The organism is Streptomyces sp. PR69, from assembly GCF_026420845.1.
Classification (GTDB): Bacteria; Actinomycetota; Actinomycetes; order Streptomycetales; family Streptomycetaceae; genus Streptomyces.
Window position 1 is genome coordinate 1 of record NZ_JAOWCB010000040.1, and the last position, 25,100, is coordinate 25,100.

Consider the following 25,100-nt stretch of genomic DNA (forward strand, 5'->3'; position numbering starts at 1 on the left):
GACCGACACCGACGGCACCAGCCACCTCCACAAGCGAGACGAACAGACGAACCACGCCCATCTCTCCCGCCGCCAGCCGGAGTTCATGCCCACCCAGCCCGAACCAAACGATCACGTTCGGAAAGCGGATGGCGTCTTAGCCCAGCCGGCCAGACGCCGCCCCACCGTGCGCAGGACCGCGCCCCCTGCCGCATGGCCCAAGGTGTCGTTGACCTGCTTGAAGCCATCCAGGTCAACCACACACACCAGATGCGCACGCGACCGGGCGAGCAGAGCGCAGGCCCGTTCGGCAAAGGCGTCGCGGGTCCACAGACCCGTCAGCGGATCACGGCGCGCCGCCTCGATCCGGCGACGCAGCCGCACACTGTGCACCGACCACCCCGCCACCACCGGCAAAGCAGCCGACACAGCCGTCAGAGTGTGACTCATGCCGCCGCCCCCCTCCGGGAGCGGTGACGGCGCTCCACCGGACGCGGCAGGGGTACGACGTTGAACAACTCCGGCGCCTGCGCCTCAATCACCTCCGCGGCGATCCTGCTGACCTCGTCCGGCAGCCAAGGATGGTCGGCGAGGATGTCACGGGCCGCGTCCAAACGCGCCGCCCGCTCCTGATCGCTCTCGCCCTCCACCCCAAGCCACAACTCCACCGGGGTCCCCAGGGCCAGCTCTACGAAGTCTGTGGCCGTAACGGCCACATGACCAGCAACGATGTGCTTCATGGGTCGTGCTCCCTTCACATCTTCAACGGCCCGGCAAAGCGCCCCCGGAGCGGCTACTCCGGGGGCGCGTGCCGTTCACCAGCAGTCGTCAGAGATCCGGCTGGGCAGTGTGCGCGGCGGCGTTCGCCGACGCGTCCCTGTACGCCGCCTGGTAATGCGGCAGACTCCCCCGCGACGGATGGCCCGCAGCCGACGCGATCTCGTCGCACCGGCGGGCCAGACCATCCGCCCGGTTCTGCTCCTCAGCGGCGAACGCCTCAGCAGGCCCCGACCCGCCGCGGCTCCACCGCCCGGCGCTCACCGCCCACCCCGCGCACGCACATCGTTCGCACTGCGCTTGTTCACCTCAGCGGTCTTCCGGGCCAACTCGGCCCGCTCCGCATCTGACAGACTCACCACCACAGGAACCTCCAACCAGGTACCTGACAGCGCCGTCCGGAGTTCCCGCTCCGGACGGCGCACCCAATGTGGAACCAGCGGATTCCGGCTCCCCGCACCCCGCCCCGAACGACCTGCATCGCTCGGGACGGAGAGGCAACCGACCGCAGCGCTCCGGCTGCGCGGATGACCTGAGCCGCAGAACGCACCGGCTATCCCGGTGCGCTGTGCGGCGACTCAGGCAATGACGCCAGGGGCGTAGCCGCCGCGCCGGTCCAGCACGGCCAGCGCCCAGGTACTTCGCTGACCCATCACGGCTCCTTCCTGTCGCCGGTCGAACGGGGATGTCGCACTGCAAGGGGGACCTGTGTCCCCACCCTCCGGCCGTTGCTCGCGGTCACCGGGCCACCTCGCCAGTACGGGCCGAAGCCCTGTTCTGCCTGGCCTTTAGCGGGATTGCAGCGTCCCCGCCCTGTGCGTGTGAGAAGCCCGAAGAGCCTCCCTGTCGGCCCACTCACTTCCTGGGCCCATGAAGTCGCGCCTTCGACGTGACCTCCGTTAGCCGCGCGTTAGTGCAGGTCAAGCAGCCTTTACTAGCCACTCGCCCACCTTCAGCGCGACAGCTTTGCTAGCTCTGCCTCAGAGTGCACTGTGAGGCAGAGTCCGTCAAGCCCTCTTGAGGAACAAGCAGCCAGTGCTGCTGGTTCTCCCTCTGCCGCTTAGGCACTATGAGGCAGAGGCTGCGAAGAGACTTGGGGTTCAGATGGTTGAGTGGACTGGCAAACCCGCCTACCAGCAGGTGGCGGATGACCTGCGGCGACGGATCGCTGAGGGAGAGTTCAGCGAGACTGGCCGGCTGCCGTCGCTGGCGGAGCTTCAGAAGGAGTACGGCATCACAGTCACCGTGGCCCGTGACGCGATCCGAAAGCTCAGAGCGGACGGACTCGCGGTGAGCCACCAGGGGAAGGGGGCGTTCCTGACTCCCACGTCTGTGGACGCGGCCAAGCAAGCCGACCCCGCAACCGCCATTGCCGAACTCCGCGGCGAGCTGGGGCAGCTCCGAAGCGAAGTCAGCGAGCTGCGCGAGCGCGTGGCGCAGCTGGAAGGAAACTAAGCCTTGGTCCGGGGCGGACCGAGACTGCCGGCCAGCTGTCTCCTCGGGCGTCCCTGCCGTGACCTGACGCATGAGCACCTCCCTCAGTGGGCGAGCTCAATTCCACCGCTGCTGCTGGCAATTCGGTATCACGCGCGTCTACCTGACATAGTCTCAGCGGTTTTACACGTTCGCTTATACGCGCACTATCACGAAGTTCCATCGAGCTAGTCGGACCGCTACACTCGCGGCTCCAAGCAGCTATCCACGGAGGGGCAGATGGCTCGCAAGGAAAGGTCCAACCTGTTGCGCCAGCACAGGGAGGAGTTCGAACTCACCCTGGAAGAAGTCGGGGAGAAACTTCGCGATATCGCGGAGCGGCACAGGTTGAATGTCGCCGCTAACTTCCAAACGATCTGGAGCCACGAGAATGGAACCCACCCCAACCCGCACTACCGGCGCGCCTACTGCATTCTCTATCGGAGAAACGAGGCTGAACTTGGCCTCCGTCCCGCACTGCCTGGAGAGGAGCCCGCGGTGAATGAGGTTGCAACCATGGAGCGGGAGCCTTCTCTGCCGGAGCCCTCACAGGCCATTCTGCGTGCGCTCGGCAGCATCGACGCGGGAACGAATGACGTGAACGCAGAAGCACTGCGGGAGCGGATCGTGAATGCGTGGCGCTTCCGCACATCGGGAGGAAGCGCAGGCGACCCCACAGTGGTACTCGTCGGGGGATTCGCGGGCTCAGGGAAGTCGGAGTTCGCCAAGTTCCTGGGGAACCTGACCGGCTGGACCATCCTCGACAAGGACACGCTCACCCGGCAACTCGTAGACCAACTCCTCATTGCCCTTGGCGGCGAGGCACATGACCGCAGCTCCACACTCTACCGCGAGAAGGTCCGCCCCCTCGAATACCGCTGCCTCATTGAAGTCGCACGGGAGAACATCAACTCCGGCATCTCTGTAATCCTGGACGCTCCCTTCATCTCAGAGTTTTCCCAAGCTGACTGGATGCAGCGACTGAACAACTTCTGCCGCGCAAAGCGGGCTTCGCTTGCGACCATATGGGTCGACTGCGACCCGGAGTCCATGCGGGAGTACATTGAGTTCCGGGGTGCCGCTCGCGACATGTGGAAGATGGAAGCGTGGGACGAGTACCTTTCGACACTCGACCTGAAAATGCGTCCCCAAGGCCCGCATTTCGTGGTGAACAACCGCCTCGGTGCCGCCGTGACTCTCGTAGACGAGGCGCGGGACGTCCTGAGTGGCGGTGGACTGTGAAACCCTCCGGAATCATCCTGTACGGTCCGCCAGGGTCCGGAAAGGATACCGTTACGGCAGAACTGTCCAGCATCCGACCGGAGTTCACTCTCTTCCAGCGACTCAAAGCCGGTCCTGGCCGAACAACCGGCTACCGGCTCACCACGGCTGAGCGCATCGAAGAACTGTCGCATGCAGGTGAGCTCCTCTATCGCAACGCCCGGTACAACGCGCAGTACGCGATCGACCGCCCCGAGGTCTCCGCCCTCGTTGCGGCTGGCCGCATCCCCGTGCTGCACATGGGGCAGGTGGCTGGAGCCAGTGCCGTCAGTACCTTCCCGCTCCATTGGGTGCGAGTCCTTCTCTGGTGTCCATTGGAAGTCACCGAGCAGCGATGCAAGGGCCGCGGAGACAAGGACGTAGAAGCGCGCCTCAAGGTTTGGCACGAGACCCGCCAGGATCTCTTGGACCATGCGTCCGAACCATGGTCGCTCGTAGTTCGGACCGATCAGCTCACGCCAGCGAAGACGGCTCAAGCGATTAACGCGGCAAGGGCCACCGCCACGCCTGCCAAGGTCTACGACATTCGGGGGCTGGTCGGATGACGGTGCTCGGCATTCTGCACCCGGGGAGCATGGGTGCCGCCGTTGCCAGTCAGGCGCGGCACCGAGGTGAGGTTCTCTGGTGCTCCACAGGGCGAAGCACTGCGAGCAAGGAACGAGCCCAGCGATACGGGCTCACTCCAGTGCACGACGTCGGCGAGATGACGGAGCGGGCCGACATCATCATGAGTGTCTGTCCGCCGGCCAACGCCCTGGAGGTCGCAGCGACCGTCGCGGCCCATTCCTTCTCAGGAATCTATGTCGACGCAAACGCTGTGGCGCCAGCGACCATGGCCAGCATCAGCGCCACCATGCTGCCAGCAGGTGCAACCATCGTGGATGGCTCGATCATCGGGTCACCACCTTCAGACGTGAAGACCACGCGTCTCTACCTGTCCGGCCCTCCAGAGGCGCTCACGACAGTGGCCCGGCTCTTCACGGACTCGGCGGTGAAGGTCCACCTGCTGAGCAGCGACATCGGCCGGGCCTCAGCTCTGAAGCTGTCGTACAGCAGCTACCAGAAGGCGAGCCGAGTTCTTGCCGCAGTCGCCTACGCTCTTGCAGCTGACTGGGGTGTAGAGGAGGAGCTCCTCCACATCGCGGAGAGCCGTACGACCAGCTATCTCAGCGAGACCGCGTACGTGCCTAAGGTCGCGGCTCGTGCCTGGAGGTGGGCTCCAGAGATGCGCGAGGCAGCAAGCGCGCTCGCAGAGCTTTCCCTGCCGCCTGACCTCGTGGAGGCGACAGCCAGAGTCGTGGAACAGTGGTCGGAGGCCAAGGATCGACCGATGGAGCTTCACGAAGCCCTCGCGTTGCTCCACTCCCCTCAGGAGTAGACCGAGGGGCTGCGGTTGCCCTGCTCAAGTAGCAAGGCAACCGCCTCCGCAGCGTCCTCCGCTCGCAGGTCTGGTTCAGGCGCGCCTGACGGCCATGGACAACCGGTACCGACCCACGCCGTTCGCAGCCCGGCGGCACGGCCGCCCTCAATGTCACTTGCCGCGTTGTCGCCGACCATCCACCCGCCCTGGGCCAAAGTCGTGCCACACCGCTCGGCCGCGAGCTCGAAGGGCAGTCGCGACGGCTTCCTGACACCAACTTCGTCGGAGATGCACACCCCGTCGACCAAAGACGCGATCCCAGCTCGCTCCAGCTTGGCCATCTGAATGTCCACCGCGCCGTTCGTCACGATCCCAAGCGTCCAGCCAGCCTCTCGCATCTTGCGGAGGCCGCTGTGGATGCCGGGATGGCAGGTGGCCTTGCGCGCCATGCCCGTCACGTACTCGGACCAAAGATCCTTCACCGACGTTTGGAGTCCGAGGGTTGCTCGGAGCACCTCGAAATGCTCAGGGTAGGCGCGCGCCTTCAGCACATCGCAGATCTGACGCTCGGCACGCCGAGGCAAAGCCCACGACAGCCTGAACTCTCGCGCCCACTGCGCAAGGGCCCCATGCCTGTCTATGAGAGTGTTGTCAAGATCGAAGAGCGCGAGTAGCTGCACCGTCGCACCGTATCGTCAGTGGCGAGGGGGTGCGCCGACCACAGCCGCACATCACCACTGCATATGGTTACGACGGCCACGGCTCGGGCCGTCAGCGAGCTACTACCTCGCTCCGTTTCCGCGCCCGAACGAGCAATATCGGCCGCGAGGCTTGGTAATCCGTGTGATCGCCAGCATTGACTACACCATCATGGCCAGTTGGAATCTTTGCGGCCACATCGACCTACACTCCGCTAACAGTAACGGGAGAACCAGCAGAAGTTTGAATCGTACCCCTGATAGAATCGGCCAAAAATTGCAGGTGCCTGGGAGGTAGTTGGTTAGGTTCCTCGTCCAGGACATTCAGGAGGCCTCCCTCTAGAGCCCCCTTGCGCAACACAAGAATTAGATGCCCTTCCAGCGGGGCACCTGGCGCTACGATTCCTTGCACGCAGTCAATTCGCCAAACAATGTCCGCCAGATTCTGCGTCAACTCATAAGAGTTAGAACGCAGTTCTTCCCAATCCAGCCCCAGGCTGCTTAGCGTTCCAGAGTCTGCCAGATCAATTACTGGAAGATTACTGACTCTTACGCACCCGAACGACCAACTAGCGTCTTTCCATTGAGAGACCCTGACATCGGGAGAGCTGCGCATCAATTCAGCCCAGGATGCGATAGGGCACGATGACCCGTACCAACGCCCCTCCTCACCCCTGCGATGATAGCGGCCGTCACGATTCGCATTGGTGGGCGCACTCGCCACTGAGAATTGAGGGTCACAAAAGCGCCAGTAAATACCGCTGTGCAATCGGACATCCACGTTCACATCAATCGTCTCCCCCTGGCGGATTGTGCCTTTAATGGGAACAGACACGGCAATCACCCCAGCTACAGAGGGCTGAGCTAGGTGTAATCTCCCTGCAAGTAAGCCTCCGCAGCCTCCTTCACGGCTTCGACATCCTTATCGTGTCGCAGCACATCCCTGGGAGTTGCTCCATTTAGGCGCACGTTAGGCCCTGTCATCCACTGACGGACACCTTGGTCGTACAGCTTCCGCTGCAGAAGACAGATGATCTCCTTCACCTGCTGCTGCAGGGCATTGTCATCTGGAAGATCGGAGCTATTAAACCCGAAGTGCTCGAGGTTGATGCTTGCAACATGGGGATGGGTAGTCATGCACACTCCCTCTTTACGCAACCACAAAGACCGAGTGCGTCTCAGACCTTGCATTCCGCCGTGTGGCGACCTGCATCAGGTTCCTACCACGAGACTACCAGGCTGACCAGCGCGCACAATCACTCTAAGCGCGTGATCGCGCGCGGATTGTAAACGCGCGGACTTGAGGGCCAATGCCCTGGATCTCGGAGCCTTGCAGTCAGCAGTTCGCTCAGAATTACGCACCCCTGGTCGGGAGCCAAACGGGGAGCCATCCCAGACAACACGGGACGGCTCCCCATGGACGACTACGGACGGAGCTCGCCGGAACGCAGTGGTCAGGCGGGCGTCAGCAGCCGCCATCCTGAGGCCCCTCTTAGCCGCGCCTTAAGGCGATCATAAAGATCGTCATCCTCCCCCGACAGCGGGCGATTTCACGGTTCCGGGCGGCTAGTTTGCTGATCGCCAGGGCCGGGTTCGAGCGCACGGCGCCGTAGTCCACGGGGGGCCGCGCCGCCCGTGCGAACCCCGCCCCGGCCACCCCTCACGCTGTTCGAAGGAGAAGTTCGCCATGACCGCTCGCCGCAAGGCCGCCCCGGCCGCCGTCCTCGGCGTCATACCGCTCGCGCTGGCGGGGCTGTCCGCCGCCCCGGCCGTCGCGCACGGGTCGATGACGGACCCGGTCAGCCGGGTGTCCGCCTGTTACGCCGAAGGGCCGGAGAGCCCGCAGTCGGCGGCCTGCAAGGCGGCGATCGCAGCCAGTGGGACGCAGGCATTCTACGACTGGAACGAGGTCAACATCGGTGACGCCGCGGGCAGGCACCGCCAGCTCATCCCGGACGGCAAGCTGTGCAGCGCGGGCCGCGACAAGTACAAGGGTCTGGATCTGCCGCGCGCCGACTGGCCGGCGTCCAAGCTCACGTCCGGTGAGCACACCTTCCGCTACAAGGCGACGGCCCCGCACCGGGGCGGGTTCGAGCTGTACCTCACCAAGGACGGCTATGACCCGGCGAAGCCGCTGAAGTGGTCGGATCTGGAGGAGAAGCCGTTCGCCACGGTCACCGACCCCACGCTGGCAAACGGCGAGTATGTCTTCGAGGGCGTCGTGCCGAAGAAGTCCGGCCGGCATCTGATCTATTCGATCTGGCAGCGTTCGGACTCCCCCGAGGCCTTCTACACCTGCTCCGACGTCGTCTTCGGCGAGGACAGCGGCGGGGGCGCGCCCGCGCCGGCCCCATCCGCTCCGACCGAGGAGCAGATCGAGGCCGGCACGGACAAGTCGACGGTGTCGCACGGCGGGCACGGCGGAGACGAGCCTGGGGAGCACAGGGAGCACACGCCGCAAGAGCAGAGGCAGGAACAGGAGCAGAAGCAGGAGACGTCGGCTCCGGCGGAGAAACCTGCCGGGAAGCCCGTGGAGGGCAAGAGCGCCGAGGCGCTGTCGGCAGAGCCGCCCAACACCCCCGAGGCGAACGGCTCCGCGGGCAGCGAGAACCTCGCCGCGACCGGCGGCGACGGTGGCACCGCGTACCTCGCGGTCGGCGGGGCCGCGGTGCTGGCCCTCGGTTCGGCGCTGCTGTTCGCCACGGTGCGCCGCAAGGCCGTCGGCCGCTGACCCGGCGGCGTCGGGTCAGCGGCCCAGCGGGCTCAGGGCCGGTCAAAGACCGAGGCGCACGTCGTCCGCGTGGCATGCGCCGGGTCCAGGGCGTTGGTCACCTCGTGGAAGGCGATCCGGTCGAACAGCCCGATCGCCACATGCTCCGAGAAGTCCAGGAGACACAGATCCTGCACCACGACGTTGCGTACGTTCGGCCCGTCGAGGAACGAGGAGCGGTACGGGGTGACCACCTCGTCGTACTTGGTGGCGATGACGGTGTACTGGACTCCGGGCACGGTGTCCCCGCCCTCGTTGAGCTTGGTGAGGAAGGGCGAGCCGGCGATCTGGTCGGCGAGGGCTGGGGTCTTCTCGGAGATCAGGTCCGCGACGCCGGGGAAGTACGACAGCAGCCCGGTCAGTCCGTGCAGCGTGGAGCCGTGGTTGCTGGGGGCGAGGCCGACCAGGGCGTTCACCTTGTCCGCGCCGCCGAGGAACTTGAGGTAGTAGCGCGGCATCAGACCGCCCTGGGAGTGTCCCACCAGGTCTGCCTCTGCCGCTCCGGTCGCGTCGAGCACCTTGTCGACATAGGCGTCCAGCTGCTCGGCCGACTTGTCGATGGGGCCGATGCCGTGGAAGAAGGGCACGTTCGGGAGCTGCCCGTAGTCGAGGGAGAAGACGCAGTAGCCGCGCTTGACGAGATAGGGCGCGAGGCCCAGCCAGTTGTCGACGGAGTTGCCGAAGGTTCCGTGTACAAGGACGACGGGCCGGGGGTGGGCGGCGGACGGCTTGCAGGAGTAGTCGTTCCAGCCACTGCTGGGGGCGGAGCCGGCATGGGCGGCGGCTGCGGGGACGAGGGCGAAGACCATGGCCAGCAGCAGGGCGGCCAGAAGTCCGCTGGCGCGTTTCCAGGGCAGCATCGATCAGTCTCCTTGCGGCTCAAGAGAGAAGAGAGTGATGACGTGGGCATGACATCTACACAGGCGTGGGGGTGCACCTGACGGCTGGAACTGCTGCGCTCAGCTCAAGTTACGCATAAGTAGGAAGTGCTTGGGAAGTTACGCGTCGGTAAAAACTGAATGCGCATCAACTGCGGGGCCGCTGCCCGGAAGCCGCTATGCGGCAAGGGAACCCCGGATGACCGCCTTCGGGCCGAACCTGGCCCTGGCCCGGTCCGCGACCGCCTCGATCCGGCGCGCCCGCTCGTCATCCGGGTCGAACGACAGCTGCCGGGCGGCCCGTTCGGCCGGGGTGAGGTCCTCCGCGCGCAGCGTCAGGCCCCGCACCCTGGCCCGCTGCAGCCCTAGCGAGCCGAGCAGCCGGTATGCGGCGGCGGTGAGCGCGGCCGAGTGGGCGGTCGGCTCGCGCAGGGTACGGGAGCGGGTGGTGGTCGACCGGTCCGCGTACCGTACGACCAGGGTCAGCGACCGGCACACCTGCTCCTCGGCGCGCATCCTGGCGCCCAGCTCCTCCGTGATCGACAACAGTGCGCGCCGGTGCCGCTCCGGGTCCAGTTCATCGAGCGGGAAGGAGCGTTCGGCGGCGAGGGAGCGGGCGGCGGCGTTCGGGACGACCGCGGTGCGGTCGATGCCGTGCGACCGTTCCCACAGCTCGCGTCCGGCGCGCGCCCCGACGATCCGCTGGAGCACGGCGAGCGGTGCGGCGGCGACCCGGTCGACGGAGTCAAGGCCGTAGTCGCACAGCGTACGGGCCGTCGCGGGGCCGACGCCCTCCAGCGCGGCGACCGGTCTGCCGTGCAGGAAGCGGGCCGCGTCCCCCTCCGGCACCGTCAGGGTGGCGCCGGGCGCGGCGGCCCGCGCGGCCATCTTCGCGAGCATCGGGTTGGGGCCCGCGCCGATGATGCAGTCGACGCCGCAGTGCGCGAGCGCCCGCACCCGCAGCAGCGAGGCGAGTTCGGTCGCGTCCCGGCCGAAGTACCGCTGGGCGCCGCGGATGTCGACGAGCGCGGCATCGGGCGGCAGCGCCTGTACCGCCGGGCTGATGTCGCCGATCAGCGCGAGCAGTTCGGGCAGTGCCGCCTCGTACATCGGGGGCAGCCGGAAGCGTATGCAGAGGATCATCCTGCGCTCCCGGGGCTCTGGTGCCACAGTTTTCTGCTCACGGACCGTCCGGTGGCGGCCTTCTCGCCCGGAGGCTGGAGGTCCGCCCAGGGGTTGAGCTCATAGCCGGTCGACAGGGTGATGCGGCGGCCGCTGTCGGCCGGCGGCGACGACGGCTGCGGCTGCTGGGTGTCGCCGTCCCGCGAGGGCTGCTGGGCGTCGCCGTCCCGCGGCGGCTGCTGCCCGGCCAGCCGGGCCGCGACCGCGTCGAGCCCTCCCGTGCGCCGCAGTTCGATCAGCTCCGCCAGATTCCAGGCGGCCGCGCCGACCACGCTGAGGCTGCGCGGTCCGCGCCGCTGCACCGTGCCGCGCACCAGCAGCAGCCAGGAGTGGAAGACGGTGTGCGCGCACGCCTCGTGGCTGTCGTCGAAGAAGGCGAGGTCGACCAGGCCGGTGCCGTCGTCGAGGGTGGTGAACACGACCCGCTTGCCGGACCGGATCGGCGGAGTCTGGGTGGCCGCCTTCGCGCCCGCGACCAGCACGGTCTGACCGTGTGGAGCGGCGCGCAGCCGACGGGCGGACACCACGCCAAGCTCCTCCAGAAATGCCTGGTGATCCCCCATCAGATGGCGGGAGACATCCATGGAGAGCACGCCGAGTTCGGCGCTCAGCCGCTCGGCGTCGCTGAGGTCGGGCAGCCCGATGCGGGCGGTCCGCTGTCCGTCGGAGAGCGGGAGCTGACTGCCGTACGCCCCTCCGGCGCGGTGTCCGCGGTGGAGTTCGGCGAGATGCAGCAGCAGATCGCGCCGGTTCGCGCCGAAGGCGTCCAGCGCGCCGACCTGGGCGAGCCGTTCGGCGACCGGACGGCTGGGACGGGCCCGCTCCCAGAAGTCCCGCAGGGAGGTGTAGGGCTGCCCGGATTCCACGCGGGCGGCCTCGGCTTCGGTGATGCCATGGACGTCGGCGAGCCCGAGCCGCAGCCCCCACGCCCCGGAGACCCCGGCGGTCCCGTTTTCACCGTATTCACTCTTTCCATCAGACACCAGTTCGATACGGTGTGCGACTGCCGAGCGGTTCACATCCAGCGGCAGCACCGGCACCCCGCGCCGCCGGGCGTCCGCCAGCAGCAGCCGCTTGGGATACATGCCGGGGTCATGGGTGAGCAGCCCGGCGTAGAAGGCGGCCGGGTGGTGCGCCTTGAGCCAGGCCGACTGATAGGTGGGCACGGCGAAGGCGACGGCGTGCGCCTTGCAGAAGCCGTACGAGCCGAACGCCTCGACGATCTCCCAGGTGCGGTCCACGACCTCCGGCGCATAGCCCCTGGCCTTCGCCTGCTGGGCGAACCAGGCCCGGATCGCCCCCTGAGACTCGGGGTGGGAGAGTCCGCGCCGCACCCGGTCGGCCTCGTCCCGGCCGCAGCCGGTCATGATGTGCAGCATCTCGATGATCTGCTCATGGAAGACGACGACGCCGTAGGTCTCCTTCAGCGGCCCCTCCAGATCGGGGTGCGGATAGCGGACGGGCGCCCGGCCGTGCCGGGCCGCGATGAACGGCCGCACCATGTCAGCCGCGACGGGGCCCGGCCGGAACAGCGAGATGTCGACGACCAGATCGTGGAAGGCCGACGGCTGAAGCCTGCCGACCAGATCGCGCTGGCCGGGCGACTCGATCTGGAAGCAGCCCAGCGTCTCGGCCGATCTGATCAGCTCATAGGTGGCCGGGTCGCCCGGCCTGACCTGCTCCGGGTCGTCGAGGTCGAGCTCCCGGCCCGTCGTACGGCGCAGTTCGGCGACCGCGTGCGCCATCGCCGACTGCATCCGCACACCGAGGACGTCGAGTTTGAGCAGCCCGAGGTCCTCCACATCGTCCTTGTCGAACTGCGACATGGGCAGGGACTCGCCGCTGGTGGGCACCACCGGGGTACGGGTCAGCAGCGAGGCGTCGGAGAGCAGCACTCCGCACGGGTGCATGGCGACCCCGCGCGGCAGCGCGTCCAGCGCCTCGACCAGCTGCCACAGCCGGCCGTGTTGCTCCCGCCGCGCGGCGAGGGCGCGCAGTTCGGGCAGTTCGTCCAGGGCGGCGCGGGCGTCGCGGGCCCGGATGTGCGGGAAGGACTTGGCGATCTCGTCGATCTCGGCCGGGTCCATGGAGAGCGCGGCCCCCACGTCCCGTACCGCATGGCGCACCCGGTAGGTCTCGGGCATGGCGACGGTCGCGACCCGCTCCTCGCCGAAGCGTTCGATGATGGCGCGGTAGACCTCGATCCGGCGGGCGGACTCCACATCGATGTCGATGTCGGGCAGCACGGAGCGCCGCTTGGACAGAAAGCGCTCCATCAGCAGCCCCTGTTCGACGGGGTCGGCATGGGCGATGCCGAGGAGATGGTTGACCAGCGAGCCCGCGCCGGAGCCGCGTGCGGCGACGCGGATGCCCATCGCCCGGACGTCGTCGACGACCTGGGCGACGGTGAGGAAGTAGGAGGCGTAGTTCCAGTGGGCGATGATGTCCAGTTCGTGGTGCATCCGCTCCCAGTAGGCGCGGCGGCCGTCATAGCCGCGCAGCACCATGCCGGCGGCGGCGCGGGAGGCGAGCACCCGCTGCGGGGTGCGGCGGTCCGCGCCGACCAGATGCGGCTCCGGGAAGTGGACCGTGCCGAGCCCCAGGTCGCCCTCGGGGTCGACGAGGCATTCGGCGGCGCTCTCCTCAGTCATGGCGAGCAGCCGGTGCGCGGTGTCGCGGCGGAATCCGGCGGCCTCAGCGGTCTGCTCGGCGAGGCGGGCCATCGCCGCCGGGTCCTTGAGCCAGCGCTCCCCGCTGTCGAGGCCCTTGGAGGGGTCGATGGGGACCAGGCGGCGGGCGGCGTCCAGGACGTCGGCCACCGGGCCCTGGCCGGGGTCGGCGTACCGTACGGCGTTCGTCAGCACGGCCCGTACGCCCTGCTGGGCGGCGAAGCCGAGGGTGCGGGCCGCCTGGCGCAGCGAGCCGGGGGCGGTGCCGGTGCGGCCGTGGTGCACGACCTCCAGGCGCAGCCGGCCGCCGTACCGCTCCAGCCAGGGGGCGAGCAGCCGGGCCGCGCGGTCGGGGCGGCCTGCGGCCAGGGCGCGGCCGACGTCGGAGGCGGGGCCGAGCAGTACGGTCAGCTCGTCGCCGCTGTTGTCGCCCCAGGGCAGCAGCGGGCTGCCGGCGCCGGCGGCCGCGTGGGCGGCGCTGACCATCCGGCACAGCCGGGCCCAGCCCGCGCGGGAGCGGGCGAGGAAGACGGCGCGGGGCGCGGACTCGTCGACGAAGACGCCGCCGCGCACGGGGGTGCGCCGCCGCTCGGCCGGCCGGTCCTCGGCGGGGGCGCGGTCGCCGATCGCGAGGTCCACGCCGAACAGCGGCCGGATGCCCACGCCCTCCTTCGCACACGCCTTGGCGAAGCGGACCGCTCCGGCGAGGGTGTCGCGGTCGGTCAGCGCGAGGGCGTCCATGCCCCGCTCGGCCGCGCGCTCGGCCAGCCGCTCCGGATGGGAGGCCCCATAGCGCAGGGAGAACCCGGAAACGGTGTGCAGATGCGTAAAGCCGGGCACCCGCACCTCCTGAATCAGTCCGTCTCACCTCCCCCTCCTCCACCACCATAGACCAAGTTTCGAACATCCGTACGATACGCGACGGCACTGCCTCCCCACGCCGGCTCCTCAGCCATTCAGCCCCCTCCCACCTGCGGGAACGCCGGACTGCACGGAGCGTTGAGGCCATGAGGTTCGCCGATGAGCTGAGGAACGCCGTCACTCCCCGGGCCGCCGTGCTCGTCATCGGCGTACTCGCTCTCCAGCTGCTGTTCATCACCTCGTACATCGGCGCGCTGCACCATCCGGACCCCAAGGACGTCAAGGTCGCGGTGGTCGCGCCGCCGCAGGCGGCGGAGCAGGCGCTTGAGCGGCTGCGGGCGCTGCCGGGTGATCCGCTGGACCCCCGTGCGCTCTCCGACGAGCAGGAGGCGCGCGAGCAGATGCTCCAGCGGGACATCGACGCGGCACTGCTGATCGACCCCCGGTCGACCGAGGACACCCTGCTGACCGCCTCCGGTCAGGGCGCCGCCGAGACCCGCGCCCTGACCGGGATCTTCGAACAGCTGGAGCGGGCCCAGCAGCGCACCCTGGCCGTCGAGGACATCGCCCCCGCGTCCGCCGGGGACGCGGGCGGACTCTCCTCCTTCTATCTGGCAGTCGGCTGGTGCGTGGGCGGCTATCTCTGCGCCGCGGTCCTGGCGATCAGCGCGGGCGCCCGGCCCGCCAACAGCTCCCGCGCCCTGCTCCGGCTCACGGTGATGGCCCTGTACGCGGTCGTCTCCGGCCTCCTCGGCGCGGTGATCACGGGTCCGGTGCTGGACGCCCTGCCGGGCAGCGTCGCCGCGCTGTGGGGCCTCGGCGCCCTCGTCGTCTTCGCGGTCGGCGCGGCCACCCTGGCGCTTCAGGCGCTCTTCGGGATCGTCGGCATCGGCCTGGCCATCCTGCTGGTGGTGATCGCCGGCAACCCCAGTGCGGGCGGCGCGATCCCCGGCCCCCTGCTCCCCGACTTCTGGCGCACCATCGGCCCGGCCCTCCCCCCGGGCGCGGGCACCTGGACCGCCCGCTCCATCGCCTACTTCCGGGGCAACGCGGTCCTGGGCCCGCTGCTGGTCCTCTCCGCCTGGGCGGCGGTCGGCACCGCCATCACCCTGATCATGGCCTCCCTGCGCCGCAACGGCGAGGAGGACAGGGGGCCGGTGGGGGCGCGGACTTCCCGCTGAGGACGGCCGGCGCGCGCCCGGCTGACGCCCGCCTCGGGGGCCGCGTGGCCCCGGGGGCGGGCATCAGCCGCTGCCGGCTGGGAGCTCAGCCGATCTCGGCGCCGTACACCGCCAGTGCCTCGGTCACCGGCTGGAAAAACGTCTCGCCGCCGGAGGAGCAGTCGCCGCTGCCGCCTGAGGTCAGGCCGATCGCGGTGTCGCCCGCGAAGAGGGAGCCGCCGCTGTCGCCCGGCTCGGCGCAGACGTTCGTCTGGATGAGGCCGCGGACGATGTCGCCGTTGCCGTAGTTGACCGTGGCGTCAAGGCCGGTGACCTGGCCGCCGCGGACCTGGGTGGTGGAGCCGCTGCGCTGGACGCGCATGCCGACGGTGGCCTCGCCCGCGCCGGTTATCCGCCGGGCGGTTCCGTTGTAGAGGTTGACCTGGCTCGGCTGTGGGGCGTTGGCGTCGTACTTGACGAGCGCGAAGTCATTGCCGGGGAACTGCGAGTCGAGCATCGTGCCGATCGGCCGGCCGCCTCGGGAGTCGGACCAGCGGCTGCCGGACTGCCCGCAGTGGCCGGCGGTGAGGAAGTGCGGCTCGCCGTTCCGGAGGACGTTGAAGCCGAGGGAGCAGCGTCCGCCGCCCGAGAAGACGGCGTCGCCGCCGGAGGCGAACGGCTTGAACTCCCCGGCGGACTTTTTCAGTTCCGCCTTGTCGCCCAGCGTCTCGACGACCCGGCTGAGCCGGTCCCACTGTGCGCCCTCGACCGTGCGGTCCGCGGTGACGACCACCTTGTTGGAGACCGGGTCCACCGCCCATGAGGTGCCGGGGATGGTCGCCTCGTCGGTGAGGGTCTGCCGGGCCGACCTCAGTTCGGCCAGGGAGTTCTCCACGACCCTTGCCTTGCCGCCCGCCTTGCGCACGGTCTGTGCCGCGGACTCGTCGAGGACGTTCACCACGAGGGTCCGCGCCTCGGCGTCGTAGTACTCACCCGCTCCGTCTGCGCCCAGGTCCTGCTGCAGGGTCGAGGCGAGCTTTCCGGCCGCGGTCGCGGAGAGGGTCTTCGCCTTGAACTCCTGGGGCGAGTCCGTGGCATTCGCACTCTGGAAGGTGACGCCCGCCGCGACCACGGCGAGAATCGCCCCTCCGGCCATCGCGGCTTTCCTTCTGGGCATGCGTCGGTGCTTCAACACAACCTCCTGTGGGGGGCCGCGTCCGAGCCAGTGGGGTGGTCGAACGCGGAGGATCGGCCCCCACTATTCCGACGCCGATCGCACGTACACAAGGTCGACTTCAGGACGCCCACACGACAACTGAGCCGCGGTCACCGGTCCTTCACCGCGTCGATCGTCCCAGGTCGATTTCTTTTGCGAACACCACGGGCAATCGCGCCATGAGCTTTGCGTGAGGACTAGTCCTGTCCGGTTTTCAACCATGCGAAGGCCCCCGCCCGGCTGCCGGCTGCCGGACGGGGGCCTTCCTGCTGTGTGCGCGGTTCAGTTCACCGGATCAGATCACCGGATCAGATCACCGGGTCAGCACAGGGTCAGTACACGCTGACTCCGTACCGGCTCAGTGCTTCGGTGACCGGCTGGAAGAACGTGGTGCCGCCCCAGGTGCAGTTGCCGCTGCCGCCCGACGTCAGCCCGACGGCCCGGCTGCCGGAGTACAGCGGACCGCCGCTGTCGCCCGGCTCGGCGCACACATTGGTGCGGATCATGCCGTACACGACATCGCCGCCGCCGTAGTTGACGGTGGCGTTGAGGCCGGTGACCTGGCCGCAGTGGGTGCCTGTCGTCGAGCCGCGGCGACAGACGGACATGCCGACATAGGCGTCGGCGGCACCGGTGATGTCGATGTTTCCGACGGTGCCGGGGCGCGAGACCGAGCCGTTGGAGTACCGGACGATGCCGTAGTCATTGCCCGGGAAGCTGGATCCGGCCGTGGGCCCGATGAGCGTGGAGCGCGAGGAGTTGGTGTACCAGTTCGGATAGCCGTCGGTGCAGTGACCGGCGGTCAGGAAGTAGTACGTGCTGCCCCTGCGGACGTTGAAGCCCGCGGAGCAGCGCCAGCTCGGCGCGTAGATGGCGTCCCCGCCGGAGAGCAGCGTGGAGAAGACGCCGGGGGTGCGTTCGATGCGCAGCGCGCCGGCGTTGGCTCCGGCCTCGCGCTTGATCCTGGCTATCTCGGCCTGGGAGACGGTGCTGTCGGCGGTGACGACGACCGTTCCGGTCGACTTGTCGACATGCCAGGCGGTGCCCGCGACATCCGCGTCGAGGACGGCGTCGCCGGCGGCGGCGAGCTGGTTGGCGCTGAAGGCGCCGGTCTGTGCGGAGTCGGCGCTGGCGGTGGGTACGGCCAGGGCCGCGGCGGCGATCAGACCGGTGGCGACGGCGAGCAGGCGGCTGCGTCTCGCCGTGCGGGTGCGGGGGGTGGTGCGCTTGATCCTCACTTCTCATTCCTCCCGAGGGGAATCGGGGGCCCGTTGTGGGGTTCGGGGCCCGTGAGGCGCAGCCAGGGCGTATACCCGGTCGACGACCAGATGTCTGTCCGGTTTTCGGACGGGCAGTGTCCCTGACAAGCGCTGTCGGGAGTATTTCCGCCGTCAACTTCTCCCGCAAGGGGGCCTTTCGGCCGCGGAAGGCGGACGGACATGGCCGGTGAGAGCTTGCCGCGGCGGGGCCGGAACGGGGAAAGCTGCGGTTGGACTCAGGCGTCCCGGCCGTTCACCCGGATGCCCCCATGCCTCACCCGTCCGGCTCGACGTTCATATTTTTATGTCCTCAGGGCCCCTACACCGCAACAACCTTGACGAATCGCCATATCTTCTGCACCAGTACCGTCACGAATACCCTGCGCGGCGAGTATCCACTTGGCGCGCGATCCGCATCATGGACGACCATAGGGATGCGGATCGGACACAAGACCGCAGCGAAAGGAGGCGTCCATGGGATCGGTGCGCAAGGCGAGCGCCTGGCTGGGACTCGTCGAGGACAGCGACGAGCGGTACTACGACGACGAGTACGCCGAGGATGCTGAGACGAGCGACGCGTGGGTCACCGACCCCCGGGTGCGGGTGGCCTCCGACTCCGCCCAGGAGCAGGGCCGCCGGATCGCCACGGTCTCCCCGGACGGCTTCCGTGACGCGCGGGGCATCGGCGAGCTGTTCCGCGACGGCGTCCCCGTCATCGTCAATCTGACCTCGATGGAGCCCGCGGACGCCAAACGCGTGGTGGACTTCGCCGCGGGCCTGACCTTCGGACTGCGCGGCTCGATCGAGCGCGTCGCCAACCGGGTCTTCCTGCTCACCCCCGCCGATACGCAGATCGTCAGCGGGGAGCCGGCGGGGCGGCCGCAGGACGGATTCTTCAACCAGAGCTGAGGAGCTTCAGCCGAGGGGCAGGGCCTCGTCAGCGGAAGGCGTCGAGGCCGGTGAGCGCCTTGCCCAGCACCAGCTGGTGCATCTCGACGGTGCCCTCGTAAGTGAGCACCGACTCAAGGTTGGTCGCATGGCGCATCACGGGATATTCGAGCGAGATCCCATTGGCGCCGAGGATCGTCCGCGAGGTGCGGCAGATCTCGATCGCCTCCCGCACATTGTTGAGCTTCCCAAAGCTGACCTGCTCGGGACGGAGCGTCCCGGCGTCCATCCGCCTGCCGAGGTGCCAGGCGAGCAGAATCCCCTTGTGCAGCTCCACCGCCATGTCGGCGAGCTTGGCCTGGGTGAGCTGGAAGCCGCCGATCGGCCTGCCGAACTGCTCACGCGTCCCCGCGTACGACAGCGCCGCCTCGAAACAGGAGCGTGCCGCGCCCATCGCACCCCAGACGATGCCGTAGCGCGCATGCGACAGACAGCTCAAGGGCCCCTTGAGCCCCCGGACGCCGGGCAGCACGGCATCGGCCGGCAGCCGTACGTCGTCCATGACGAGTTCGCTGGTGACGCTGGCGCGCAGCGACCACTTGTGCTTGATCTCGGGGGCCGAGAGCCCCGGAGCGCCGGCCGGCACGGCGAAGCCCCGGATGCCCTCGTCCGTCTGCGCCCAGACGACGGCCACGCCCGCCACCGAGCCATTGGTGATCCACATCTTGCGCCCGTTGAGTACCCAGTCGGAGCCGTCCCGCTTGGCGTAGGTGCGCATGCCGGCCGGGTCGGAGCCATGGTCGGGCTCGGTCAGTCCGAAGCAGCCGATGGTCTCCCCCGCCGCCATGCCGGGCAGCCACCGCTGCCGCTGCTCCTCGGAGCCATAGCGGTGGATGGCGTACATGGCGAGGGAGCCCTGTACGGAGACGAGTGAGCGAATGCCGGAGTCCGCCGCCTCCAGCTCCAGACAGGCGAGCCCGTACTGGACGGCGCTCGCCCCGGCGCAGCCGTAGCCTTCGAGGGACATGCCGAGCGCGCCCATCGAGCCAAGTTCCCGCGTCAGTTCACGGATGCCGGGGAGCTCTCCGCGCTCGTACCACTCGGCGACATGCGGCAGGACGCGGTCGGCGGCCCAGGTGCGGACCGTGGTGCGGACGGCGAGGTCCTCGGGGGTGAGCAGCGCGTCGATGCCGAGGGGGTCGCTGGGGTCGAAGGGCGGCAGCTTCGAGGGGGCGGACATGAATGTGACCTCCGACGGCTCTCACGGCACTGGACTCAAGGCGCTGCTCATGACGCTTTCCGCACCTTCCGCACCACGAAAACTAGCAGTGGTAGTTGCAACGCTGCGGGCGACGTTACGGCTCAGCGTGCCACCCGTCCAGACCCGGCGGCCTCCACCGGCTCACGCCCGGACACATCGGCGGCGCGTGGCTCGGGAAGCTGCGGCAGATACTGCGGCATGCCCTTCGCGCCGCCCGCGGGCGCCTGCCGTCCGGGCTCCGCGACCGCGGATTCCGGCCGCACGGTCTCCTCGCCGCACCCCTTCTGCGCCGTGTCGCACACGTCCCTTCCGGCCTCCATCCGCCAGGGCAGCCGCAGGGCCGCCAGCGCGCCGAGCAGCAGCAGCCCCGCACTGACGGCGAGGGTGAGGTGCAGGCCGTGGACGAAGGAGTGGCGCGCCGTGGTGCGCAGCAGTTCGCCCGCCGCGCCGCCGAGCCGGTCCGCCACCTGGTAGGCCTCGCTTAGGGAGTTGGCCGCGGCGGCGCCCGCCGGGGCCGGGACTCCGGACAGCCCGGCGACCGAGGGCGCATAGGCGGCGTTCATCACGCTGCCGAGGAGCGCGATGCCCATGCCGGCGCCCAGTTGATACGAGGTCTCGCCGATCGCGGCCGCCGCGCCCGCCTGGTCGGCGGGGGCTTCGCTGAGCATCGACTCGTATGCCCCGAACAGCGTGGTCTGCAGCCCGAAGCCGAGCAGGACGAAACCGGCGGTGAGCAGCCAGGGCCGGTCGTGCTGCCCCATCAGCGTCAGCAGCAGCACCGCGCCCGCCGTGAGGGAGAAGCCCCAGCTGACCATCCGGCGGGGTCCCAGGCGGTGCAGTGTGTGCGATCCGGTCGCGCCCGCGGCCATCGCGGCGAAGGTCAGCGGGAGCAGCCGCAGCCCCGTCTCAAGCGGGCTGAGGCCGAGGACCAGCTGCAGATACTGGACGGCGATCAGCTCCAGGCCGACCAGGGCGAGCATGGCGAGCACGATGCAGCCGACGGAGGTGGAGAAGGCGGCGCGGGAGAACATCCGCATGTCGATCAGCGGATGCTCACGGCGCTTCTGCCGGCGTACGAACAGCGCGAGGAGGACCGCCCCGAGCAGCAGCGGCACGACCGCGGACGCGTCGTACAGATCCCGGCCCGCGCCGAGCCGTTTCACCCCGAGGGCCACGCCGAGCACTCCGGCCGCGGCCACCAGTGCGCCCAGGACGTCCCACGGGCCGTCGCCCGCGCCGCGGGATTCGGGCAGCAGCCAGCGTCCGACGGGCAGGACCAGCGCCATCAGCGGGATGTTGATCAGGAAGACCGAGCCCCACCAGAAGTGCTCGACGAGGAAGCCGCCGAGCACCGGCCCGGTGGCCGCCCCGACGGCCGCGACGGCCGTCCAGATGCCGATGGCCACCGCCCGCTCCCGGCGGTCGGGGAAGACGGCGCGGAGGATGGACAGCGTCGCCGGCATGATCATCGCGCCGCCGACGCCGAGCAGGGCACGCGCGACGATCAGCAGCTCGGGGGTGTGCGCGAAGGCGGCGACCGCGGAGGCGACGCCGAAGATGCCGTAGCCGAGCAGCAGGATGCGGCGGCGGCCCGCCCGGTCGCCGAGCGTGCCGAAGAGGATCAGCAGCGAGGCGCAGATCAGGGGGTAGGCGTCGACGATCCACAGCAGTTCGACGCCGCTGGGGCGCAGGTCCTCGGTGACGGCGGGGACGGCGACATGGAGCACGGTCGCGTCCAGGGCGACGAGCAGCAGGCTGGCGCAGAGTACGACAAGGACGACCCAGCGGTTCGCACCGCCTCCGGCGGCCCGCAGCCGTGCTCCGGCCGTGGTCGTCCCGGACATGTACGTACCTCCCAGCGAGTCCCCTCCCACTCGGCGGACGCTCGGCGGACAGACGGGGACGGCACGTCAGCGTACGCGAGTTCACGGCCGGGTCGCGTGGTGGATCTCTCACCGGACAGGGCGGGGGCGTGTGGCGTACGCCACGCCGGGGCGGCTCAGCAGCGCCCAGAAAGTGGATCTTGGGTCGTGCTGAACGGCCGGGAAATTCCGAGCGGGGCGGCGGTGAACGGCATTCGGGGGCGCGAAACAAGACCGCGGGAAGATCATCGGGAAAATACCGCTGAAGGCGGCCGGCATTTCCGGGCGGGCCATGGAATTGGCTGGAAGCCGAGACACACTCCACATCACATCGACATCACAAAGAGACCGGATCGGCCGGGTCACACACTCACTCGCTGTAACGTCGATTGGGTGCGTACCGACATCTTTGCCCGTCTGGACCGAGAGCCGGAACCGCCGAAGATAGAGATCCCGCGGATGAGCCGCACCCGTCTCGCCCTCTTCGGCGGGACGTCGGCGTTCTATCTCGCCATCGTCGTCGCCGTGTTGGCGTCGACCTGGCTGGTGGCGCTCGACTGGAAGGTCATGCTGTTCCGGCCCTATCAGCAGTGGCCGCAACTGCATGCCTTCCTTGACTACTTCGTGGTCCTCGGCCAGCGCGGGCCCACGGCCGTCATGGTCGCGGCCTGGCTGGGCTGGCGCTCCTGGCGTCAGCACACCCTGCGCCCGCTGCTCGTGCTGGGCGCGGCGCTGCTGCTGCTCAACTCCACGGTGGGGGCGGTCAAGCTGGGCCTCGGCCGGCTCGGCCCCCACTACGCGACCCAGATCGGATCGGCCGAACTGTTCGCCGGCGGCGATATATTTCCCTCCGGACACACCGCGAACGCCGTGGTGACCTGGGGAATCCTGGCCTATCTGGCCACCACGCCGCGGGCTCGGCGGCATCTGTCGGCGCTGTCGGCCGTGGTCTCCCTGGGAGTGGGCCTGACCACCGTGTATCTGGGCACGCACTGGCTGAGCGATGTGCTGCTCGGCTGGGCGGCAGGACTGCTGATCATGCTCGGGCTGCCCTGGTGCGAGCCGCTGATCGGCCGCACGGAGGCCCGGATCTTCGCGGTGCGCGAGCAGTGGCGGGCGCGCAGCCGGCGCGGCGTGCCGTCGCTGCCGGTCGCGGCGGGCGGCCCCGGGGCCGGTCCGGCCACCGCGCCGGGGATGTTCGCCCAGCCCGGCCCCGTACCGGCCGAGGAGCCGGTGCGCGAGCCGGAGCCGGTGGCTGCGGGCGGGGGGCGGCTTGCCCCCTCGGCCCCGTCGTCGGCCCCGTCGTCAGCAGGCAGGACGTCCACTCATATAGAGCGGCCGCGGCCGCATGCGGCCCGCTCGGAGCGGACGCCGGTCACTCCGTCCGGCAGTCGGCGGCCGCCGCACTCGCGGACCATGGCGGGCGGCTGACCCGCCGAGCCCGCTCCGTACGACGCCGCACGACGCCGCACGAAGGCCCCGGCACCAGGTGCCGGGGCCTTCGGTCAGCCGGGCCAGCAGCGGATCACCCTGCCGCCCTCGACCTCGAAGTTCAGCCGCCCGGCGAGATACTCCAGCGTGATGATCGAGCCGGGCGGCAGCGATCTGACGGTGCTCCAGCCGCGCACCCGGGCCCGTCGCTCGGCTTCGTCGGCGTCGAGGCCGACATACGACGCGGGGGTGTCGTCGGGCTGGGCGGGAGGAGTCGGTGTGGGTGCCATGCGATCCACGGTAGGCGGGTGCGGACGGTGACGGAAGCCGGGACGCAGGACCGCTTCAGTCGTCCCACGTACCTCACTGGTCACACTTTTGTCACAGCTTATCGACGCGCGTTCGCGTTGCGTACCGTCACACGAACGAACGCCTCCGACCCGTTTGTACGGTAATTCGGCAGGAGCTTGCAGAACGGCTCAATTATCCCGCTGAATTGCCCTCGACACAGCCGCCGGGGAAATTGCAGAGCCATCGATAATTCACGATTCCCTTACATCTGCGCCGCCGTTAGCCACATCACCCGGCCGGGCGACCCGTGCGGCGGTTGACCGCGCCGCCGTGGTCCTGTCTGGCACGGCTTGCGGACAGGGGCGGTACGCAAGCCGGCGCGGATATGGCGACGGAGACGTCAGCGGGCGCTGGACATCCGCTCTCTGCTGCTCCGCAGCCTGCGTACGGCGGTGCGGAGAAGCTCGTACCCGCCGTCGTACACGGCCCCCGTGGCCCGGTGCACGGCCTCCCGGACAGCGGCGGCCGGACGCGCTCCCCCGCCCCGTTCGCCCCGCTCGCCGCGTCCGGCCAGCTCGACCAGTTCGGTGAAGAGCGCCTCATGGCGCTCGGCGATCCGCACGGGGTCAAAGCGCGCCGCGGCGGCCAGCGCCGCCTGCCCGGCGCGCCGCCGCAGTGCGTCGTCCCCGATCAGCTCCAGCAGCGCGGCCGCGATGGCGTCCACGTCGCCGACCGGGACCAGCCGCCCGTCGACCCCGTCCTCGACGATCTCCCGCGGTCCGTGCGGGCAGTCGGTGGACACCACGGGGAGGCCGCAGCGCATCGCCTCGACGAGGGTCATGCCGAAGGACTCCCGGCTGGAGGTGACCGCGGCGATCGACCCCTTGACCCACTCCGGGTCCAGCGGGTCGGCCACGCCCATCAGAAAAACATGGTCCGCCAGCCCGCGCTCCTTGATCAGGGCGGCCAGGGCGGTTGTCTCGCTGCTGATGGCGTCCCCTCCGCCGTAGATCCGCAGCCGCCAGTCCGGGCGGGCCGCGACGACCTTGGCGAAGGCCTCGATGAGCAGGTCGTACCGCTTGACGCGGGTCAGCCGGCCGGCCGCCACGACCCACTTGGCCGAACCGTCGGCGGGGGACACGGACGGGGCGGGCACGCTGTTGGGCACGGCCTCGATCCGCACTCCGGGCAGCGCCAGCCGCCGGCGGTAGGCGCGGGCGTCGGCCTCGGTGACGGTGGTGACGGCGTCGAGGGCACGGTAGCGGTAGCCGATCTCCCGGCGCAGCCGGTGGCCGTGGCCGTCCAGGCTGAGGTGTTCCTGGCCGATCCGGATCTGGCCGCGCCGGGCCTGCCGGGCGATGTGGACATTCAGGCCGGGCCGGGTGCCGACCACCACATCGGCTTCCAGGGCGTCCAGATGGGCGGTGATACGGGCGTCGGTGAGACGGCTGTACTGCGGGTGGCGGCCGTCGCCGCGCGGGAAGATCCGCGCGGGACGCCGGTGGTCGGGGTGGTCGCCGTCGTAACCGGGGCTCTGCTTGCGCAGATCCACCAGATGCCTCAGGGTCACGCCCTCGGGCGCGCCCATCGCGGGCCGGTCGCGGGTGCGGAACACGGACACGATCTCGACGTCGTGCCGTTCGGCGAGGACACGGGCGAGGTTGAACGTCGAACGGATCGTTCCGCCTATGCCGTACGCGTTGTGGAGCAGAAACGAAATACGCATGCGAACGCCGTGTCCCCCGTGGTCAGTGTTGTACGGCTGTTCGACTCTACGTGATGGTTGACGGCCCTTCGGCATCAG

21 protein-coding genes are annotated in these 25,100 nt (G+C 69.2%); 8 read left to right on the plus strand and 13 right to left on the minus strand.

Translation table 11 applies throughout. The features are described from left to right. Positions 1 to 111: 111 nt before the first annotated feature. Complete coding sequence (locus OF819_RS25880) at positions 112 to 429, minus strand: diguanylate cyclase domain-containing protein (protein WP_323748967.1); 318 nt, start codon at positions 427 to 429, stop codon at positions 112 to 114. Beyond that, on the minus strand, positions 426 to 719 hold the full coding sequence (locus tag OF819_RS25885) for a hypothetical protein (RefSeq protein WP_267246055.1): 294 nt from the start codon (positions 717 to 719) through the stop codon (positions 426 to 428). Before OF819_RS25885 ends, OF819_RS25880 begins: the two co-directional genes overlap by 4 nt. A 1,072-nt stretch (positions 720 to 1,791) precedes the next feature. On the opposite strand from OF819_RS25885, the gene OF819_RS25890 reads away from it, so the two are divergent. The 4 genes from OF819_RS25890 (at position 1,792) to OF819_RS25905 (ending at position 4,888) form a co-directional block, all read left to right on the plus strand. Next, positions 1,792 to 2,211 carry a winged helix-turn-helix domain-containing protein gene (locus tag OF819_RS25890; protein WP_267246056.1) on the plus strand — a complete coding sequence of 140 codons (420 nt, stop codon included), beginning with the start codon at positions 1,792 to 1,794 and terminating at the stop codon, positions 2,209 to 2,211. A gap of 258 nt (positions 2,212 to 2,469) precedes the next feature. Continuing rightward, entirely contained in the window at positions 2,470 to 3,471 is a 1,002-nt protein-coding gene (locus OF819_RS25895; RefSeq protein WP_267246057.1) for an AAA family ATPase, read from the plus strand. Further along, the gene (locus tag OF819_RS25900; RefSeq protein ID WP_267246058.1) at positions 3,468 to 4,055 is read left to right on the plus strand and encodes a guanylate kinase; all 588 of its coding nucleotides are present in this window, start codon (positions 3,468 to 3,470) and stop codon (positions 4,053 to 4,055) included. The genes OF819_RS25895 and OF819_RS25900 overlap by 4 nt, the downstream gene beginning before the upstream one ends. Further along, positions 4,052 to 4,888 (plus strand): NAD(P)-dependent oxidoreductase, encoded by an 837-nt coding sequence (locus OF819_RS25905; protein WP_267246059.1) that lies wholly within the window; start codon positions 4,052 to 4,054, stop codon positions 4,886 to 4,888. Before OF819_RS25900 ends, OF819_RS25905 begins: the two co-directional genes overlap by 4 nt. On the opposite strand, the gene OF819_RS25910 is transcribed toward OF819_RS25905, so the two are convergent. Continuing rightward, positions 4,879 to 5,550, minus strand: coding sequence for an HAD family hydrolase (locus tag OF819_RS25910; RefSeq protein WP_267246060.1), 672 nt, complete (start codon positions 5,548 to 5,550; stop codon positions 4,879 to 4,881). The two genes, OF819_RS25905 and OF819_RS25910, sit on opposite strands and share 10 nt — an antisense overlap. Positions 5,551 to 6,432: 882 nt before the next feature. Further along, positions 6,433 to 6,705, minus strand: a complete 273-nt coding sequence (locus tag OF819_RS25915; RefSeq protein WP_267246061.1) for an antitoxin Xre/MbcA/ParS toxin-binding domain-containing protein — start codon at positions 6,703 to 6,705, stop codon at positions 6,433 to 6,435. Between the two features lie 550 nt (positions 6,706 to 7,255). On the opposite strand from OF819_RS25915, the gene OF819_RS25920 reads away from it, so the two are divergent. Beyond that, on the plus strand, positions 7,256 to 8,299 hold the full coding sequence (locus OF819_RS25920) for a lytic polysaccharide monooxygenase (protein ID WP_267246062.1): 1,044 nt from the start codon (positions 7,256 to 7,258) through the stop codon (positions 8,297 to 8,299). Positions 8,300 to 8,331: 32 nt separating this feature from the next. Here the strand turns inward: OF819_RS25920 and OF819_RS25925 are convergent, their stop codons facing one another. The 3 genes from OF819_RS25925 to OF819_RS25935 all read right to left on the minus strand — a co-directional run bounded on the left by OF819_RS25925 (position 8,332) and on the right by OF819_RS25935 (position 13,907). After that, on the minus strand, positions 8,332 to 9,198 hold the full coding sequence (locus tag OF819_RS25925; protein ID WP_267246063.1) for an esterase/lipase family protein: 867 nt from the start codon (positions 9,196 to 9,198) through the stop codon (positions 8,332 to 8,334). Between the two features lie 195 nt (positions 9,199 to 9,393). Then, the gene (locus OF819_RS25930; RefSeq protein WP_267246064.1) at positions 9,394 to 10,359 is read right to left on the minus strand and encodes a DNA polymerase Y family protein; all 966 of its coding nucleotides are present in this window, start codon (positions 10,357 to 10,359) and stop codon (positions 9,394 to 9,396) included. Then, the gene (locus OF819_RS25935; RefSeq protein WP_267246065.1) at positions 10,356 to 13,907 is read right to left on the minus strand and encodes a DNA polymerase III subunit alpha; all 3,552 of its coding nucleotides are present in this window, start codon (positions 13,905 to 13,907) and stop codon (positions 10,356 to 10,358) included. The genes OF819_RS25930 and OF819_RS25935 overlap by 4 nt, the downstream gene beginning before the upstream one ends. Before the next feature lie 167 nt (positions 13,908 to 14,074). Here OF819_RS25935 and OF819_RS25940 point away from each other — a divergent pair, with 167 nt between their 5' ends. After that, on the plus strand, positions 14,075 to 15,109 hold the full coding sequence (locus OF819_RS25940; protein ID WP_267246066.1) for an ABC transporter permease: 1,035 nt from the start codon (positions 14,075 to 14,077) through the stop codon (positions 15,107 to 15,109). A gap of 85 nt (positions 15,110 to 15,194) precedes the next feature. Here the strand turns inward: OF819_RS25940 and OF819_RS25945 are convergent, their stop codons facing one another. Further along, complete coding sequence (locus tag OF819_RS25945; protein ID WP_267246067.1) at positions 15,195 to 16,280, minus strand: S1 family peptidase; 1,086 nt, start codon at positions 16,278 to 16,280, stop codon at positions 15,195 to 15,197. A 356-nt stretch (positions 16,281 to 16,636) separates the two neighbouring features. Next, on the minus strand, positions 16,637 to 17,542 hold the full coding sequence (locus OF819_RS25950) for a S1 family peptidase (RefSeq protein WP_267246068.1): 906 nt from the start codon (positions 17,540 to 17,542) through the stop codon (positions 16,637 to 16,639). A 495-nt stretch (positions 17,543 to 18,037) separates the two neighbouring features. Here OF819_RS25950 and OF819_RS25955 point away from each other — a divergent pair, with 495 nt between their 5' ends. Continuing rightward, positions 18,038 to 18,472, plus strand: a complete 435-nt coding sequence (locus tag OF819_RS25955; protein WP_267246069.1) for a cell division protein SepF — start codon at positions 18,038 to 18,040, stop codon at positions 18,470 to 18,472. 28 nt (positions 18,473 to 18,500) lie between these two features. Here the strand turns inward: OF819_RS25955 and OF819_RS25960 are convergent, their stop codons facing one another. Beyond that, positions 18,501 to 19,691 carry an acyl-CoA dehydrogenase family protein gene (locus OF819_RS25960; protein ID WP_267246070.1) on the minus strand — a complete coding sequence of 397 codons (1,191 nt, stop codon included), beginning with the start codon at positions 19,689 to 19,691 and terminating at the stop codon, positions 18,501 to 18,503. A gap of 122 nt (positions 19,692 to 19,813) precedes the next feature. Next, positions 19,814 to 21,556: an MFS transporter gene (locus tag OF819_RS25965; protein ID WP_267246071.1), complete on the minus strand. Its 1,743-nt coding sequence runs from the start codon at positions 21,554 to 21,556 to the stop codon at positions 19,814 to 19,816. Between the two features lie 411 nt (positions 21,557 to 21,967). Here OF819_RS25965 and OF819_RS25970 point away from each other — a divergent pair, with 411 nt between their 5' ends. Next, a complete protein-coding gene (locus tag OF819_RS25970; protein WP_267246072.1) occupies positions 21,968 to 23,005 on the plus strand; it encodes a phosphatase PAP2 family protein in 1,038 nt (345 codons plus the stop codon). Between the two features lie 74 nt (positions 23,006 to 23,079). Here the strand turns inward: OF819_RS25970 and OF819_RS25975 are convergent, their stop codons facing one another. Then, positions 23,080 to 23,295 carry an I78 family peptidase inhibitor gene (locus OF819_RS25975; protein WP_267246073.1) on the minus strand — a complete coding sequence of 72 codons (216 nt, stop codon included), beginning with the start codon at positions 23,293 to 23,295 and terminating at the stop codon, positions 23,080 to 23,082. Positions 23,296 to 23,696: 401 nt separating this feature from the next. Further along, entirely contained in the window at positions 23,697 to 25,022 is a 1,326-nt protein-coding gene (locus OF819_RS25980; protein WP_267246074.1) for a glycosyltransferase family 4 protein, read from the minus strand. Positions 25,023 to 25,100: the final 78 nt, after the last annotated feature.